Origin of the sequence: Peptoniphilus sp., from assembly GCF_034090345.1 — a bacterium.
Taxonomy (GTDB): domain Bacteria; phylum Bacillota; class Clostridia; order Tissierellales; family Peptoniphilaceae; genus Peptoniphilus.
Genome location: NZ_JAXDSS010000093.1, coordinates 1 through 17,828 on the forward strand (window position 1 = coordinate 1; position 17,828 = coordinate 17,828).

Sequence of the window (17,828 nt, forward strand, 5' to 3'; positions counted from 1 at the left end):
TTAATTTCTCTCCTGATAACCTGGAAAAATATAAATATTTTCCATTACTCTTGTCATTCATATATCCAACCTCCCTCAAATAACTATTATTAATTCTAATGACATTTTGAATATGTTCACTGCTATACCTAGTTTTATCTGTATTTGATATCTTATAATGAAGCATTTTATGAATAATTAAAAAATCATTTTGATTATTAAATAAATTGTTCATTACTTCATTATAAACATATACATTTTTCTTACCTTCTTCAAAGTAAGCCCCTCTGATAAATTTCAAACTGCCTGAACACTCATTAATAACTCTCTGAATTGGCCTATTCAAAATATTGAAAGAATACTTTACCTGGTCCGAATCAATATTTCTAAAAAATCTTACTATTTGAACATCGGATAACTCATACTTCATATCTTCATTTGACTTTTCATCCATATTTTTTTGAATTGCATAATAAATTGAAGTATTTTTATTGATTTCTTTGAATACATCCTCTTTGATATTATTATTTATTTCTATTAAGTTCTTAAAGTTGCTAGAATAATTTACAAACAGCCCTCTATTATAGGCGTAAGTAAATCCAGCTGGAATACAAGTGTACACAAGTTTACACATTGGACATATTCCTACATAATTATTAAAATCATATACGTGACTATTTTTTTTCTTTGTATCAAATCCTAATTCTCTTATAAAGCAAATATCATTATTCAAAGATGAAATCCTTGAACCACATGACATACATAAATATCTTGATTTATTTTTCTTTTCTTCATATTCATCTAAATATTCAATTGCCGGTTTTACAAAATAATTTGCAATTTCATCATACATATCAGGATTTTTATTTTGTCTATTAAGTATGCTGACATTGTCCCATGCATTACGAATTATATTATAGATTATATTTTGGGCTCCTATATATTTTTTAGTATCCTTAAACTTAAAATAATCTATAGTTTCTTTGAGTAGTGAAATTTGATATTTAATTTCTAACATCTTACTTTCTACAGTATCTTTTTTAGAGAGCTTAATCTTTTTTAATTCTTTTTCCTTAACTAATGGATTGAACTCACTATCTATCAATGAGTATGCTTTTTTATATGAATTACTTGTCATGTATTTCTTTACATTATCTATTTGTGTGTTAAGGTTTTCCAAGGACTTATCATTAAAATTTTTAAAATCTTCTGACTCCCAATTTAAAATACTATTTTCAAATGACACTATCCTATTAATTGAAAGTGTTAAATAATATGTGTCAATCAAATACTTAAAATAATATTCTTCAAATTTTCCAAGTGCTTCAAGTTCAAAACTAATTCCCTCTTTTGATACTTCAACATACTCATCTTTATACTTTAATATATTATATAATCCGAGCAATCCTGTATTGTACAACCAATCTCCTGTTTTTAACTCAATTCTTTTCTCCATACCTCCTCCTATACTACTGTAAGCATTCCAAAACCACTATTTTTAAAATTCCCTGCTCCCGCATTTAGCATATAACTTAATATGTATGGTTTCGCAGTTACTTTTAAAGTTGCCAAATTGGAAAGAACTTCTATTCCATAGTGTTTTACTTTTACCGTTTTATTTGATATCACTTTTACATCAAGCTCATCTAAATCATAAATACTTTCCGGCAAATCTTCTAAAATTTGATTTTTTAAATTTTCAGTAAACAACTCATAGCCTTTGTCATCACTTAATGAATGATACCAATCAGTATTATTTTCCTTATGATGCTCTCTCACCACAATTGGAGAGCTGGTTTTAAAGACTACACAATCCCCAGTAAATAGATTTTCTTTTAATAAAGACATATTCACTATCTTTAATTCTAAATCTTTGTACGAAATCACATCTCCTTTTGACCTTATAAAGGCATTGTAAAATACAATTCCCAACTTCAAATCAGCCGCTGAAAAAAATAAACTCACCTTTTTCCCTGGAATAGTAATGCTTTCTCTATTAAATTTACATTTAGGCATGTTTAGCGAAAATGTAAATTTCTTTCTTTTAGCACCACTTTCATATAACTCACGATATACTTCTTCATCTGACTTTAATAATATCGTCTTAAATAAAGATATAAAAATTCTATTCTTATCTTTTGGAATTTCGTCTTTATTTAAGTGCAAATCTACTTTTAATCTCACTTTTCCACCTCCTCTTTTAATTAACTTAAGCTTACTACTAACAATATTTTTTGTCAACCTTATTTTATATATAAATAAAAGTTTTATTTTGATTTATACATTTTTAATTCATATTGTGCTATAATTAATCGTAAATATAATCAAATTGAAATGTAAATTATTTTATATACAAAAGCATTAATAGAATCAAATTGAAATCATAGTTTTAAAAACCTTATCTACATTAAAAAAGTATTGTGCAAAAATCAACTTATCAACACAATACTTTTTTTATTTTTTATTTATTTCTTTCTGTGAACTCAAATGCCAACTTGGCTAGCATTGCACTTCCTCTATACAAAACTTCATCATTTGGTGAGAAATGAGAATTGTGCAAAGGCCAATAGTCTTTATCTTGTTCCGCTGTTCCCAACCAAATAAATGATCCCGGTTTTTCTGATAAATAAAATCCGAAATCTTCAGCTTTTAAAACAGGTTCTTTTACATCTTGAACATATTTTTCTCCAAATAAATCTAAAGCCTTCTCCTTTGCATACTTGGTCATTTCAGAATCATTTATTAAAGGGATATATCCTCTTTGATAATCTAAATCCCCTTTACAACCATATACTTTACATATTCCTTCTAAAATTTCTTCTAATCTATTTTCAACTAAATCCCTAACTTCTGGAGATAAAGCCCTACAAGTCCCCTCAATTTTAAAATCTTCCGCTACAATATTATATCTTGTCCCGGCATTTATAGTTCCAACTGTTATAACAGCATTGTCAATTGCTGAAATATTTCTACTCACTATATGTTGAATAGCGCCAACATATTCGCACCCTGCAACTATTGCGTCCACTCCGTTTTCAGGTCCAGCTGCGTGAGATGCTTTACCCTTTATATTTACATAAAAGTGATCTGATGCTGCCATCAAAGGACCTTCTTTAAATCCCATAACTCCAAATGGTAGCTCAGGCCATACATGGAACCCAAAAATAGCATCCACGTCCTTCAATGCACCTTCAAGTATCATAGACTTTGCTCCGCCTTCTGGAGAAAGTTCTTCTGCTGGTTGAAATATCAATCTTACACTACCTTTTAATTTATCTTTATTCTGATATATGATATTTGCCGCTCCAAGTACCATTGCAACATGATTATCATGTCCACAAGCGTGCATGTATCCTTTGTTTTTAGAAGTAAATTCTAAATCAGTTTCTTCTTCAATAGCTAAAGCGTCCATATCTGCTCTTAGGGCTACTTTTTTACCCGGCAAACCACCCTCTATATTTGCTATAATTCCATGTTTTCCATTCCCTAAACCTGTTTGTATGTCTGTAATCCCAATATTTTTTAGTTCCTTTAATATTATCTGAGATGTAATTTCTTCAAAAGTTGAAGGCTCAGGATTACTGTGTAACTCTGCTCTTAAGCTCCTTAGATGATCAGATATTTTTTCTCCAAATTCTATATAATTCACATTTATCACCTACACATATTTAATCTTTAAATAAAAAATCAATTCTATAACTGTTTAATAAATACTAAATTCTAATTCATTTGATATTTTTTCTAATATTTTTATTCCGACTAAAGAATTCCCTTTAGAGTCTAAGCCCGGGCAATAAGTTGCTATACCCATCTCATCTTTTGTTGTGGCTAAAATACCTCCTCCAACTCCACTTTTCGCCGGAATCCCTATATCAACTGCAAAATCTCCAGAATAATCATAAGTCCCACAAATTGCCATAAGAGTTCTAATAACTCTCGAATTTTTTTCTGTCAATATCCGTTCATTTTTTAAATTAATTCCACCTCTAGCAAGTACACTTCCCATATAAGCTAAATCTTTTGTATTAATCATAATCGTACAAGCTTTATTATATATTTCTAAAACCTCTCTTACGTCAATATCCCCCGGAAGTACTCCATTTTTTTGCATTGTATACATTATTGCCAAGTTAGTATACCCTGTATCTTTGCTGCTTTCATAAATTTCAACACTGTATGTCAAATTATTATTTCCGGTCAATTTTCTTGTCATCTCTAATACAGTTTCAAAAGTTTTATCTTTATCTCTACTAAATTTTCTAAAGAGAAAATAAGAAGTCATTAAAGCACCGGCATTTATAAATGGATTAATAGGTAGTTTTCCTTCTGATTCTTCTAAATCTACAATACTGTTATATGCTTTTGAAGAACCCTTTACCCCAATATACTCTCTTATATAATCAAGTTCGTAATTTTCTAACAATACCGCATATAAAGAAATTTTAGCTATACTCATAATACTAAATTGTATATCTGTATCTCCTACTTCATATAAATTACCTTTATTATCATAGACTGCTATTCCAACTTTACTCTTATCTACATTTGCTAAAGCCGGAATATAGTTTACCAAATTCCCGTCATCAACAAACTTTTTGCCATAATCATATGCTTGTTTTAATATTTCTTTCACAAATACTCTCCTTACAGAATTTATATACTCTCTTTTTTTATCAACTTTATTATATTAGATTTATATAAAATATATGCTATAAGAATTGAAACCCCTAACATAACTAACATTGCATATCCTTCTTTCCCAGCTAGATTCATCACTAAAAAATTAAATGCAAATACTAATATCAAATCTAATATTGCCACTAAAGGTTTCTTTGGAACGCTATAAGAGCCTGCACTTGTATTTATAAATGCCGAAATCCCCATACTTCCATAAAGAGCCGGCATTATATATGATGTTGCAGTTGTCACCACTTCACTGGTAAGTATTGGTTCTAACGGTACTAACAGCACCAATCCTAAAAACACTACTATCATTGTTACCATTCCAGAAATACATACAGCTATCATTCCTATAACATCCGCCATTTCAGACCCTGGAGTTGCATCAACTGAATTTATAGCTGATAAATAACAAGGAAACTTAATATTAGTTACATTTCCCATTATAGAATTTATATAACACGTATTCCCTCCCATAGGTATCATTGAAAGCTGTTCTGCCAACGCTGTTGGAACATATAATGCAAGTAAAGGTCCTGCTACAGCAATTATTGCGCTTCCATCAGGCCACATATTATAAAATGTACACATAATTGTAGGAATAATGAGCATTATTCCAAGAGCAATTATCGTTGCTATCTTTCCATATAAATAAGTTTTTTCCATATATTCACTATGTTTCATATAAATCCTCCTATCCTATTACTTTAGTCAATACAACAGCAATAAACATTCCTATTATTAAGGCAAATGACATTACATAATCATTAAGCCACTTCATATTTAATTTTTTAGCTAAAATTGTAAGTATAAATGTAGTTACTGCACTCACAATTAAAGTTATTGCATGTATCTTTGATTTAGTCATTTGTACTACAACAAATACACTCATCATACCTGTTATCAATACTGATAGAGCTAAATCTCTAAAAGGAGTTTCTTTTTTCCCCGAAGTTGATACACTAGTGTGTAATTTTTTCAAAAAGAACACATTAAAAACCATACCAGCCATAATAGCTATACTCATCACAAACATTATTACTCCAACAGCTTTTAAATCTCCCGCCGCTTGGAAATCTGTAAAGTCTGCATATCCAGCCCCCTTTACAGATAAATCCGCAGCTGTGAGTTCATATGGCAAAGACCCTACTACTGATAATCTAAACCAAGGCCAAGGAGCTCCCAATAGAGGTTTTAAAGTTATTAATCCTATTATTATTGAGATTGATGGCACAATTGAAAATACTATGGAACTCTTTATTACCGAATTTAATTTCTCTTTTGAAACATTTAACTCAAGCGCCCTCTTATATGCTCTTCTAAAAAAGAATAAACACATTAAAAATATACAAATTAAACCTATCCCTACAAGTAAGTACAATAACTTCCCATTCAAAACTTTATAAATATCCATATTAACCTCCCACTCAATATACTTAAGCATTACACTATCTAATTAATATTTTACCATATGATTTTTCATGATATAAATTAATTTATTTTAATAATTTTTTAATGCAACTAAAAAACTAAATAGCCTATTTGATTTATAATCTAACAAACTATTTAGCTTCTTTAAACTTAGTCTTTTATATTAGGTTTTTTATTGTCCGGTATAGGACTAATAAATTCTGCACCTCGACTTTTTTCTAATTCTTCTTTAGCTTTTAAAATTAAATCCGGATCTTTTAATAACTTTTTAGCTGCCGTATATAATACTTCTCCTGCCTTATGCATTCCCTTCATCGCTATTGAAGACTTTCCTTGAGCAACCTCTTCCCAAGAATGTCCTATTGTGCCAAATGCAAAACAAGCAACTGCTATCTGAGCTGTGGGTACAACATTTGAAACATCTCCAACATCAGAAGAACCCATCATTATTTTATCTGTACTTAAATACTTAGAAATTTTTTCATGAAGAGAATGGTCCTTCATATATTCCATTTCTTCATTTGGATCTAAAACCATAGGTAAAACAATTTGGTTAGCAAAATTTATTTCCGGGTAAGTTTCTTTAAATTTAAAAGCATACTCCTTCTCTTCTTCAGTATATTTTACCGGTCCCACTTCTAAAAAGGCTTCATATAATAATTTTTCTAAAACTTTATTTGATATCATATTAGAACAAGCTTTATCAAATTCTATTTCATAATCAACGCCTGACATAAGCGCTGCACCTTTTACAATATCTTCAAATCTTTTATATAATTCTATAACAGATTTATTATTTTTAGATCTTACTAAATATAATCCTTCCGCTTCAGCTTGAACAACATTTGGAGATTTACTTCCCCCATTTAATATGGAATAATGAATCCTATCAGTATCTTCCATATGCTCTCTTAAAAATTGAATACCTATGTTTGTTAATTCCAAAGCATCTAATGCCGAACGTCCAAGATGTGGACTTGAAGCAGCATGTGCACTAACTCCCTTAAATCTAACATAGCTTTGAATATTAGACAGCATAGAGCCTGTTATTACATGATTGTGATTAAATGGATGCCAAGAAAATGCCACATCAACATCATCAAATACACCATATTTAGCCATAAAAGCTTTACCTGAGCCGCCTTCTTCTCCAGGACAACCATAATATATGACAGTAGCATCTATTTCATTCTCTATAATATAATCCTTTAGTTTAAGTGCAGCTTCCATTGCACCTACACCTAATAAATGATGTCCGCATCCATGTCCTGAACCGCCACACGTTAATTCTTCTTTTTTCAAACTATCAGCTTTTTGACTTAATCCGGATAGTGCATCAAATTCGCCTAAAAAAGCAATTTTAGGACCTGTTTTCCCATAAGTTGCCGAAAAAGCTGTGGGCATATACGCTAAATTATCTACAACTTCAAATCCATTATTCCTCATAAACTCCATTTGCAACTTAGCAGATTCAACTTCGTTAAACTTTAATTCTGCCAATTCCCAAATTTCTTTAGACAGCTTTTCCAATTCTTCACTATAAGTCATTTTAATCCTTCCTTCTAAAAACTATAAATTTATTTTATTAACTTCCTAACTATTATAGCTCCAATTGTTGATATAATAGTTATTCCGGATGTTAATATTAATGCATACATGGTCCCTTTAGTCAAAATTATATTCAAAATTAATGGCATTATCGCAAATGTCACAGCTGACATTATTGAAAAAGATATTGAATAATTTCCTATTACAGGACTTTTATATTCCGGATCACAAACTCTTAACAATAATAAACCTGTTAAAAATACGCCTGTACTCATTCCAAAAGTTGCCACCATATGTTCTAACCAATATTCAGATAAATACTTCTTACACATAATCAACAAATAGAAAGTTGTAAAAATATATCCCAATATACATAGAATTAATATAGGAACTATATAATCTAAAACAGCCTTAACAGGTAAAGAAGCTATAGCTGCAATTACTGCAAACTCTGTAAAAGGCCCTGTAATTTTTCCTTTAGCATTAGAGTCTATTAAAAACCCTAAATTAAGTTTATTTATAATACCCCAAATTACAAACATCACTATAATTCCATATGCCCAAACTGAAATTGACTTAAAAGCAGGAACTTCATATTTCTTAGCCAATCCAAGTAACATATATGCCAAAAAACAACCTAAAAATATAATTGCTGCATGAAATGAAATTGTATCAACTGATGAAGGCTTTGTTGTTTCACGACCCAATGATTGTTGTAAGTCTACATTTTTTTCATATCCAAGAGCCATATTTTCAGGTATGTCAGATGGTTTTTCTAAAATTTCTGTATAACCTTTTCTAGCACCCCAGTTTATTACCACCATACCTATTAATATACCGCCAACAATTCCAAATGTAGCAGTTGTTATTGCCACTCCTTGCGCAGTTTCCCAATATGGCAAATTCATCTCTTGTAACATATTACCTAAAATTCCAGCTGTCCCATGTCCTCCTGAGTAACCTATCGGCAATTCCCATCCAAATGTAGGATACATATTTCCTCCACTATTAAATATTAAATTTAAAACAAAGCCTACTATGTGTTGTAAATAATAAACTCCTAACATTATTAAAAGAAGAGGTAGTATGTTAAATAATTCTTTTTTTGATTTTACCCCCAATTTTAATCCTAAAGGAGTTGCTGTTACAACAGGTACTATTAAAATCCCAGGCAATAAAGACCAAGTAGTTATCCAATCTTCAGGTATAGGTAATACTTTTAATCCTATCGGGCCTAAAATCAATAGTATAAATCCTCCTATTACACTAGCCGGCATAAACGTTTTTTGCAAAAATTTTAATTTTGCTCTTAAAGCAAATCCCAGTAATAGGAAAAATCCCAATACTCCTAAACTTTTTAGCAATTCTCCTAACATTGCACTTGTCATAATATCATCACCCTTCTTTTTAGTATATTACTATAGTAATACAAAAAACATGTTATTTCAAATTCAAACTTAAAAAACTATTATTTATTAAACTAAAAAATGACAAGATTTAAAAACTGATAATGCCCATTTAAGTATGAAAAAAAGAAAAGGTTACTTAACCCCTCATAAACGGTATAATTTTTAAAATTAAATAAAAAACAAACAGGTGAATTTATTGGAACTAAGTCCAGAATATTTAAAAAAGGATCTCCTTATCTTAGACGTGCTGTTTAGTCTACAGAAACGGTTGCTCCTTTTAATGAACTGTCTCTTTCTGTTTATTACCAAGATCTAAAAAGTAGAGGTGAGTTTCAAAACACCGCTGTCGGTGCTGTTGCCAGAAAATTAATCAACATAATTTTTGCTGTTTTAAGAGACAACAAAGCTTATATCCCACATATTTAATTTTCACTTTATTTAATTATTTTTTGACCTATTTTGATAGGCCTGTTTTCCATGTTATTGTTTACATATTTTAGTTTTTGGTTTATTATTTATTTGCAAGTAGAAGGATACAACGCTAATGCTAAATTCTTGCATCTACTTGTGATTTACAGATATTAAGAGTGCAGATAGCTTCCTCTTTTTACACATTGTATCTACATGCGATACACTAAAGATATCTATTGCCATTTAATAGCTGGTCTTTTGTTTCTTATATTAAATTTAACTAATATTTAGTTTAATTTTTATGATATAATATATTGATAGGAGATTAAATATGTTAAACATAAAATCATTTAGTGATGCCGCTTATGATGAAATTAAAGAACGTATTTTAAATGGTTTTTATACACCTGGTATGTCTTTAAATGAAAGAACTTTATCGGAAGACTTCGGAGTTAGTAGGACTCCAATTCGTGCAGCGTTACAAAAATTATCTATTGAGGGTTGGATTATAAACGAACCTTATAAAAAAAACGTTGTTAAACAATTTAATTTAAATGAAATTCTAGAAGCTCAAAAAGTAAGAACTGCATTAGAACTTATAGCAATTGTTGATGCAAGTAAAAATATTACAGATGAGGATATCCTTTATTTAGAAACATTAGTTGATGAACAAGAATATACTAAAGACTATAGTAAATCATTTAGTATAGATAGAATTTTTCATACTTTTATTTATGAAAAAAGTGGTAATACAATCTTGCTATCTGTATTAAATAATATTAGCGATATTGTCAGATATTTTGGACTCATGGCAATGTATTTACCTGGAAGAGATTCACAAACTATTACTGAACATAGAAAAATTGTATCTGCTCTGAAGACTAAAAATTTAGATAAAATTAATGAGGCTATGGAATATCACATGTCTCAAACTACATCTGCTCTACTACAACGTTTAAACATTAAAGAAAATTTAACAAAAAAAGATAGTGTCAGAGAATGATTAAAAATTGTTTTAAGATGATAACTGGCTTCTAATATGATATTTTTGTCATTATTTTTGATATATAGATTTATATCTTAAAAAAGAATATCCAAAAAACACCTTAGACATATTATCGTTTTTATCTAAGCAACTTTTTGTACTTAATAGGGTCTATTTGATTTTTTAATAGTTTCCTATATAATTAATTCAAATTTATATCTGGCGCAATTAATTAAATATATCACAAATTACTGCTCTTATACCTCTAAATGTCTACGGTACTCATCTTTAAGAGATTCTTTTGTCCCATCAAAATTTTTATTCCATCTCATTAAAGATGATTTAGAAAGTTTATATATTCTTAATATAAAGGATAGAGAATACCCTCTCATATAAGATTTAACAACATGATATCTTGTATCTAAAATATGCGGTAAATATCTTTATTTTTTTGTATAATTGTATTCATATGGAGTGTACTTTCTTTTTTTAATTTTAGTTAATTTAATTATATAGGTAGTCTCTCTATTTTTCTTTTATTTGGTCTCGCATCTATTGTAATGCTACATAAAGTTCTGTATTAAAATTCATTTTTACTTTTAACATTAAAATATTTAGTACAAGCTTTTTATGATTAATTAATGCACTGATCAAACATTTCAAAAAAACGGCTTTCTCATTACAAGTTAACCGTTTTTATTTGAACATTTTTCAGCAGCTCTCATTTTATTTTACTAAAATATTAGGTAGTATTAAAACTAAATCTGGTATATATGTTATCAATAATAAGACTACTAAAAGTACACATAACATAGGTAATAAATCTTTAAATTGGTCTTTTAAAGAAACTTTAGCTATTGATCCAGCTACAAATAAACATACCCCTAAAGGTGGTGTACACATTCCTATAGTTAAATTAACAGCCATTATTAAGCCAAAATGGACTAAATTAATTCCAAACATTTGAGCTAATGGTAAAAATAAAGGTGTAAATATTACTACAGCAGAAGTTGTATCAATAAAGGTTCCTGCTATTAATAATATTATATTTACTATTAGTAATAATACTATTTTAGATGATACATTAGCAGATAAAAATGCACCTACTGTTTGAGGAATGTTATTCACCGTAATAACCCAAGTAAATAGTGAAGCAAAAGCTATTACTATTAATACTTGTCCTGTAGATTTAGCTGCATCCAGTAATATTTGTGGTAAATCTTTTATCTTTAATTCTTTATAAACAAACATTCCTGTTATTAATGCATAAAATGTTGCAACTGTTGCAGATTCTGTAGGACTAAATACTCCACTCATAATTCCACCTATAATAATTATAGGCATCATTAATGCTAATATTGCATCCTTTCCTGCCCCAATAATTTCACTAAAACTAGCCTTTTTATCTCTGCCTATATAATTTCTTTTTTTCCCTATATAGTAAGAATATGCTATAAGTGCAACTCCCATTATTATTCCTGGAATAAATCCTCCTATAAATAGTTTCGCAACACTGACATTAGCCATTACCCCATATATTAGTAATGGTATACTCGGTGGAATAATGGGGCCTATTGAGCCTCCTGTCGCTAATAACGGAGCACAAAACTCCCTATCATATCCTTTCTCTACCATTATTGGTGTCATAATACCCCCTATAGCTGCAGTTGCAGCAATAGCTGAGCCTGTTATTGCCGCAAAAAACATACAGGCTAAAATACTTACCATTGCTAGTCCACTAGGATGATGTCCTAACAATAAATCAGCAAAGTTTACAAGTCTATTGCTCATTCCTCCCTTAAACATTAATCCTCCTGAAAGTATGAAAAGAGGTATAGCAGTGAGTGCAATACTGTCCATTCCAGTAAACATTCTTTGCACAACCACAACTAATGGATACCCATCACTTATTATTTGTCCAAGTGATACAATTCCTAAAGCAAATGATATTGGGATCCCAATTAAAAATGATAAAAATAATATAACTATAATCATTTATTGTCCTCCTCTTTTAAATCTTTTAATAATTTAAATATATTCTGTATGTTATACATTATTAAATATATAGCATTAAATGGTATTGCTGTATAATATATATACATAGGCCAATTAGTATATGGAGCTTTTTGTGTGGTGCCTGTTAGTGTAAATTGAACTCCATAAACGATTAAGAAAATAAAAAATATCATTAAAACTAAATTTATTAATATATATAATATCTTTTGCTTCTTTTCAGATATAAAGCTAAATATTAAATCTATATTTAAATGATCTCCAGTTTTTAAACAATATGATCCACCTGTTAAACATAGCCAAATAAAACTTAATCTAATTACATCTTGTCCCCATGGAACAGGTAATTTAAGTATAAACCTCATAATAACTTGATAAAATGTTGTAATAGAGAGCACTATTGTGCTCACTATCATTATCAATTGTATTATCTTGTCTAAAATTTTCATATTTCCCTCTTATTTTATAAAATCTCGAACTTCATCAACAAATTTTGGATCTACCATTTTTGCTACTTCATCTTGTTCATAGATGTCTTTTGTAACTTCCTTAAATGCATCTTTATTTACTTCAGTGACTATCATACCTGTTGATTTTAAATCGTCTAAATACTTAGCTTCATTATCAGCAACTATTTTTCTTTGTTCAATAGCAGATTCTTTAGCAGCGGTTTTGATATTTTCTTGTTGCTCTGGAGTTAATTTATCAAAAAAATCTTTATTCATTACATAGCTTATAGCACCATAAGTATGACCATCTAGTGAAAGATATTTTTGTACCTCATTAAACTTCATTGTGGCAATTGAAGCAACAGGATTTTCTTGTCCATCTACCATCCCTTGTTGTAATGCTGTATATAGTTCATTAAATGCTACTGGAACAGCTGATGCATTTAATGATTTCATCAATTCAAACCAAATTGGAGCTTCTTGCACACGAATAGAAAGACCCTTTAAATCTTCAGGATTGGATATTTCTAATTTTGAATTTGTAAAATGTCTAAAACCTAATTCTCCATAAGCTAAGTGTTTAAATCCAGCAGCTTCAAACTCTGGATCTAATTTTTCTGTGATTATTCCATCTAAAGCTTTATATGCTTGTTCAGAATTTTCAAATAAATAGGGTATTGTTAAAACTTGAATTTTTGGAACCCATGCTGGAAGTGTTCCATCCGATGTAACTATTGTCATAGGAATTGTTCCTAATTTTACACCTTCTGCAGCTTCTCTTTCTCCCCCAAGTTGAGAATTAGGATAAATGTTAACTATAAAATCTTCAGAACTTGATTCTAACTTTTCTTTAAACAAGTTTGCTGCAATTGTAGATTGATGTTCTTCATTTCCAGTTACAGCTATTTTAATTTCAACCTTATCTCCTTTTACCTCAGTAGTTGAAGTATTAGAAGCCTTTGTTTCCGTTTTTTGCTTATCATTACTACCACAAGCTGTCATTAACAATAGTCCTAATAAAATAATTCCTATTAACGTTTTTTTCATAAATATCCTCCTAATTTATCTAGCTACCTCTGGAATAATATTCACAGAATACTCAGTTGTAATTTTTCTACCTAATACATTATCAATTAACTCTAAATAAAACTTTTCTCCATATACATAATCATCTACCAATGGAACAGTTCCCGAAAAAATTATACAATCTTGAAGTTCGCCTACTCTATCACTTAATTCTTTTATAATTTCTTCTAATGATAAAATATCCGCCAAAGTTCCTTTTTGATAATATTTTCCATCATATTTAGAATTTAACTCTATCTCTTTAATATGATCTTTTATTTCATCATACTCCCAAATTCTTTTTGCAATAGGTTTTAAACTAACTTGTTTAGCTTTTGTTATAGATACAGACTCTAAATCTCTATCGGTATGATCACTTCCTAAACCTATGTAGAACTTTCCATCTTTTTTTAGAATTACATATTCACATTCTCCAGATGTTTTTTCTCCTACAAAATATAAATCGCTATTACTTGTTACAATTTCTTTTGATACCTCAAAAATTGTTGGAATTTTTGCCGGTGGCTCAACACCCAATTTTTCTTCCAATTCTTTTATATGTTCCATTATTTTTTCCATATTACTTCCAGAATAACCTATTACAAAAACCCTACTTGGATTTATATCTATAGGATACTCTCCACTTTTTGTTTCAACGCAAAACTGCATCACATTCCTCCTTATAATTTATATAATTCTTTTTTCCTATCCCTAAACACATTTATATTTTTTCTTATATCTTCTATTATTGATAAATCAATTACTCCAGTTTTTATTTCATTTTTAGTATCAGGAGTTATTACATATTCTCCCCAAGGATCTATTATCGCTGAATGTCCCCCAAAGTCTCCTGTACTATTTACGCAAACTACATACATTTGATTTTCTATAGCTCTAGCTCTATTTAACGTATCCCAATGTAGTTGTCGTTTTTGTGGCCAGGCTGCCGGTATAAATAATATTTGTATATCCTCTAGTGCATTCATCCTAGTCCATTCTACAAACCTTATATCATAACAAATACAAAGCCCACATTTTATCCCGTCTAATTCAAATGTGCATAATTTATCTCCAGATTGAAAAACTTCATCCTCTCCTGATGGAGAAAACAAATGGACTTTATCATATGAATTTACTAAATTCCCTTTTCTGTCAAAAATATAAGATGTATTATATAAAGTATTATTTTTCTTTCTTGCAATACTACCTCCAACAATATTCACATTATTTATTATTGCAAAATCACTTAAAAATTTTTGCGTTCTTTTTCCGTCAATATCCGCTAAATCTAGAATATTTTTTGGAAAAAAAGAAGTATTCCACATTTCTGGTAAAACGATTACATCTGGGGTTGTTTTAATAGCTTTTTCAAGTTCACTCTTTATTAATTTAAAATTTTCATCCACATTTCCCAGAGTTAATGAGTTTTGAATAAGTGCTAATTTCATATAACTTCACCTCCTTGCATTTGGTATACCATATTTAACGGAAGTTTGTCAATAAATTTATTAAACGTTATCCTATTATTGTTTTTAATTTTAAAATTTATTTCTTCATATGTTTATTTATAATTTACTCTCATATTTTTAACTTTCTATTATTCTATATTTTAATCTTTATTTCTATTGACTATTTTTTAATTAAAGGATTGCTTTTATTATAAGTTTATTTGAAGATTTTTTAATAATCTACCTAAGAAATATATGTATAATCTAATTTCTACAGTCATTATATAAACACATTAAACTAACTAAATTAATCCAATTGCACTTAACTGCAATTTATAATATATTCAATACAGCTCAAGCAATAATCTATCTAAAAGTTCTAATTCTTAAAAATAAGCCCTTGGTAAACCGAGGGGCAAAGTGAATACATCCCCAGAAAAAATCTCCTGAGTTTTCTAATATTATTAAATTTTTAATGAATAGCATTATATCCGGACTGTTTGTTCCTGTTTTCTTATACATTTTATCTTGAAATAGTACTAATTTTTATATTCACACATGCAAATGTAAGAGTTGATTTTAATTCCATTTCTCAGACCTTTTATGTTTGTGTACTTAAAAGCATGGAATCCTTTGGCATTTCCAAATTATCTTTCTCCAGTTTCTTTTATTTGTTTGTATTCTTTTTCCCTTAATTCTGTATATAGTCTTCTGCTATATCTACATATCTTTGCCATATCTTTCTTGTGATTATTTTTTTGTGATTTTTACTTATTATGCACCTATATAATTTACATTTTTGGTTATTAACTTTATATATTGTAACCTTCTCTATCTGTTATACTATATGTCTAATATTTAGTTTCCCCGGCAGACATAATAATTACAATATTAGACATGTGCAAATTCTCTTTTGTAAACGGATTTTCTAATTTTTGTTTTACTTTTGAGATTGTATATGTTAATACTTATATTATTCCATTTTTCAGTAGTTTTTTTGCTATTGTTTAGTAGATGATCCCATGGTACTGATTATTCAATTGATATCATTTTAAATTGTTTTATTGTTTTTATTTGGCATTTTCCCACCACTTATATTATATATTATACTATTAAATGGCTTCTTTTACTGATTCTTAAGTAATAGAAAAATCACTAGAGTTTTATTTATCTAGTGACTTTGTCTATAGTCTATAATAAGATTTAAAAAACTTGCCATTTTACCTTCTATTATTTTTCTAAAGTAATTTTTTACACTTCATTAATAATTTCTTTTAATCTAATTACAGTTCTCTCTTTCCCTGACAAGGTACAAGTAAATAAGGTCAAATCCCATTCTGCATTTTCATTATTAATAAACAATTCAATATTAGTAGGATCTAATTTCTCAATGTTAATAACTTCAAAATTAAAAATATTTTTATTTACATCCAAAAACTCAACCCGATCTCCTTTATTCAGTGTATATAACTTTCCAAAATGACTTTTGTAATTATGTCCGGCTATTACCATATTTTTATCATATATTGAACCCCTATACCTGCACGGAGAAATTTTTAATCTGTCATAATCCCATTCTTCCATTACAGGTAATCTGGTATTTAATTTCTCAATTGATAATTCCCCTATATAATTATACTTTCCAATTTTTACTGCCGGCATTGAAATTCCATTTAAATTTCTATACACATCAGCATCATCAAGATATCTATTAGTTTTGTTCTCTATTTCATCTATTACTTCACTTGACTTTTCTCTTGCTGAATAATCCTCATAAATATTATAAAAAATTAATAATACAGCTATAAATAAGAAAATATACCCTATTACAAAATATTTATTTCTAAATTTATTTATTCTCATTTTTCTTATCAGACATCTTTCCTATTATAAAAAATACTGATGCTAAAATTAATAAAATAATCACCGGATACCATAGTTGTCCTGTTTGAGGAACTGTTTCTTCTATTATTTTAGATGGTTCTTCTTTTTTTAAATTTTCTTTCTTTGGATTTTCTTCTCTTGTTGAAGACTCTCCTTCAATATTAGATAATGTATTAAAAATCTTTATAAGTTCCCCATCTCTGTTAACTGTAACATAGTAATTTTTAGGTACATCTTTTTCAATTACATCATATGTGAAATTCGAAGATAAATCCTTCCATTCTATACTCCAGTTGTTAGCTTTACTTAATGTTTCTTCTTCAAATACCTGTCCGTTTCTCAATAGCTGAACATCTATACTATTAGGTCTATCACTACTATCACTATCATCCCAAATTTTATAGACAATTAATTTTATTTTTTTATCTATTTTGTTTTTTTCGTATTTTAAATCCATTAAAATTTCTCTATTACTATTTTCAGTAACTTCTAATAAAACAGGGGTTGGATAATATCTATAATCTTT

General features: G+C 28.9%; 16 protein-coding genes and 1 pseudogene. 1 reads left to right on the top strand and 16 read right to left on the bottom strand.

The window, feature by feature from the left end; all coding sequences use genetic code 11:
* From SOR77_RS07765 to SOR77_RS07800, 8 genes are all read right to left on the bottom strand, one after another.
* Window positions 1-1,435: Cas8a1 family CRISPR/Cas system-associated protein (locus tag SOR77_RS07765; protein ID WP_320636554.1), on the bottom strand; the 1,435-nt coding region annotated here is incomplete at its 3' end.
* Between the two features lie 8 nt (window positions 1,436-1,443).
* Window positions 1,444-2,163: a CRISPR-associated endoribonuclease Cas6 gene (gene cas6, locus SOR77_RS07770; RefSeq protein ID WP_320636555.1), complete on the bottom strand. Its 720-nt coding sequence runs from the start codon at window positions 2,161-2,163 to the stop codon at window positions 1,444-1,446.
* A gap of 277 nt (window positions 2,164-2,440) precedes the next feature.
* Window positions 2,441-3,628 (bottom strand): M20 family metallopeptidase, encoded by a 1,188-nt coding sequence (locus tag SOR77_RS07775; RefSeq protein WP_320636556.1) that lies wholly within the window; start codon window positions 3,626-3,628, stop codon window positions 2,441-2,443.
* A 54-nt stretch (window positions 3,629-3,682) separates the two neighbouring features.
* On the bottom strand, window positions 3,683-4,612 hold the full coding sequence (gene glsA / locus SOR77_RS07780) for a glutaminase A (protein ID WP_320636557.1): 930 nt from the start codon (window positions 4,610-4,612) through the stop codon (window positions 3,683-3,685).
* Window positions 4,613-4,632: 20 nt separating this feature from the next.
* Window positions 4,633-5,343: a hypothetical protein gene (locus tag SOR77_RS07785; protein WP_320636558.1), complete on the bottom strand. Its 711-nt coding sequence runs from the start codon at window positions 5,341-5,343 to the stop codon at window positions 4,633-4,635.
* Between the two features lie 10 nt (window positions 5,344-5,353).
* Complete coding sequence (locus SOR77_RS07790) at window positions 5,354-6,073, bottom strand: DUF5058 family protein (protein WP_320636559.1); 720 nt, start codon at window positions 6,071-6,073, stop codon at window positions 5,354-5,356.
* Window positions 6,074-6,240: 167 nt separating this feature from the next.
* Window positions 6,241-7,638: an amidohydrolase gene (locus SOR77_RS07795; protein WP_004820485.1), complete on the bottom strand. Its 1,398-nt coding sequence runs from the start codon at window positions 7,636-7,638 to the stop codon at window positions 6,241-6,243.
* 29 nt (window positions 7,639-7,667) lie between these two features.
* On the bottom strand, window positions 7,668-9,026 hold the full coding sequence (locus tag SOR77_RS07800) for a sodium/glutamate symporter (protein ID WP_320636560.1): 1,359 nt from the start codon (window positions 9,024-9,026) through the stop codon (window positions 7,668-7,670).
* Window positions 9,027-9,789: 763 nt separating this feature from the next.
* Here SOR77_RS07800 and SOR77_RS07805 point away from each other — a divergent pair.
* Window positions 9,790-10,461 carry a GntR family transcriptional regulator gene (locus tag SOR77_RS07805; protein WP_320636561.1) on the top strand — a complete coding sequence of 224 codons (672 nt, stop codon included), beginning with the start codon at window positions 9,790-9,792 and terminating at the stop codon, window positions 10,459-10,461.
* Between the two features lie 248 nt (window positions 10,462-10,709).
* Here the strand turns inward: SOR77_RS07805 and SOR77_RS07810 are convergent.
* From SOR77_RS07810 to SOR77_RS07845, 8 genes and pseudogenes are all read right to left on the bottom strand, one after another.
* Window positions 10,710-10,871, bottom strand: a pseudogene (locus SOR77_RS07810) (IS481 family transposase); the annotation flags it as partial.
* 298 nt (window positions 10,872-11,169) lie between these two features.
* Window positions 11,170-12,438, bottom strand: coding sequence for a TRAP transporter large permease (locus tag SOR77_RS07815; RefSeq protein WP_004820477.1), 1,269 nt, complete (start codon window positions 12,436-12,438; stop codon window positions 11,170-11,172).
* Window positions 12,435-12,905: a TRAP transporter small permease gene (locus tag SOR77_RS07820; RefSeq protein WP_320636562.1), complete on the bottom strand. Its 471-nt coding sequence runs from the start codon at window positions 12,903-12,905 to the stop codon at window positions 12,435-12,437. Before SOR77_RS07820 ends, SOR77_RS07815 begins: the two co-directional genes overlap by 4 nt.
* A 9-nt stretch (window positions 12,906-12,914) precedes the next feature.
* On the bottom strand, window positions 12,915-13,952 hold the full coding sequence (locus tag SOR77_RS07825) for a DctP family TRAP transporter solute-binding subunit (protein ID WP_004820473.1): 1,038 nt from the start codon (window positions 13,950-13,952) through the stop codon (window positions 12,915-12,917).
* A 15-nt stretch (window positions 13,953-13,967) separates the two neighbouring features.
* Entirely contained in the window at window positions 13,968-14,639 is a 672-nt protein-coding gene (locus SOR77_RS07830) for a DUF2848 family protein (protein ID WP_004820471.1), read from the bottom strand.
* Between the two features lie 11 nt (window positions 14,640-14,650).
* Window positions 14,651-15,418, bottom strand: coding sequence for a carbon-nitrogen family hydrolase (locus tag SOR77_RS07835; protein WP_320636563.1), 768 nt, complete (start codon window positions 15,416-15,418; stop codon window positions 14,651-14,653).
* A 1,251-nt stretch (window positions 15,419-16,669) separates the two neighbouring features.
* Window positions 16,670-17,281, bottom strand: a complete 612-nt coding sequence (locus SOR77_RS07840) for a sortase (protein ID WP_320636564.1) — start codon at window positions 17,279-17,281, stop codon at window positions 16,670-16,672.
* Window positions 17,268-17,828, bottom strand: a 561-nt coding sequence (locus SOR77_RS07845) for a Cna B-type domain-containing protein (protein ID WP_320636565.1), incomplete at its 5' end; no start/stop codon positions are given. The genes SOR77_RS07840 and SOR77_RS07845, both read right to left, overlap by 14 nt.

Bases quoted from the DNA above. Each gene is read 5' to 3' on its own strand.
- SOR77_RS07785 (WP_320636558.1), bottom strand. From the start codon at position 5,343: ATGAAACATAGTGAATATATGGAAAAAACTTATTTATATGGAAAGATA.
- SOR77_RS07790 (WP_320636559.1), bottom strand. From the start codon at position 6,073: ATGGATATTTATAAAGTTTTGAATGGGAAGTTATTGTACTTACTTGTA.
- SOR77_RS07795 (WP_004820485.1), bottom strand. From the start codon at position 7,638: ATGACTTATAGTGAAGAATTGGAAAAGCTGTCTAAAGAAATTTGGGAA.
- SOR77_RS07800 (WP_320636560.1), bottom strand. From the start codon at position 9,026: ATGACAAGTGCAATGTTAGGAGAATTGCTAAAAAGTTTAGGAGTATTG.
- SOR77_RS07805 (WP_320636561.1), top strand. From the start codon at position 9,790: ATGTTAAACATAAAATCATTTAGTGATGCCGCTTATGATGAAATTAAA.
- SOR77_RS07815 (WP_004820477.1), bottom strand. From the start codon at position 12,438: ATGATTATAGTTATATTATTTTTATCATTTTTAATTGGGATCCCAATA.
- SOR77_RS07820 (WP_320636562.1), bottom strand. From the start codon at position 12,905: ATGAAAATTTTAGACAAGATAATACAATTGATAATGATAGTGAGCACA.
- SOR77_RS07825 (WP_004820473.1), bottom strand. From the start codon at position 13,952: ATGAAAAAAACGTTAATAGGAATTATTTTATTAGGACTATTGTTAATG.
- SOR77_RS07830 (WP_004820471.1), bottom strand. From the start codon at position 14,639: ATGCAGTTTTGCGTTGAAACAAAAAGTGGAGAGTATCCTATAGATATA.
- SOR77_RS07835 (WP_320636563.1), bottom strand. From the start codon at position 15,418: ATGAAATTAGCACTTATTCAAAACTCATTAACTCTGGGAAATGTGGAT.
- SOR77_RS07840 (WP_320636564.1), bottom strand. From the start codon at position 17,281: ATGAGAATAAATAAATTTAGAAATAAATATTTTGTAATAGGGTATATT.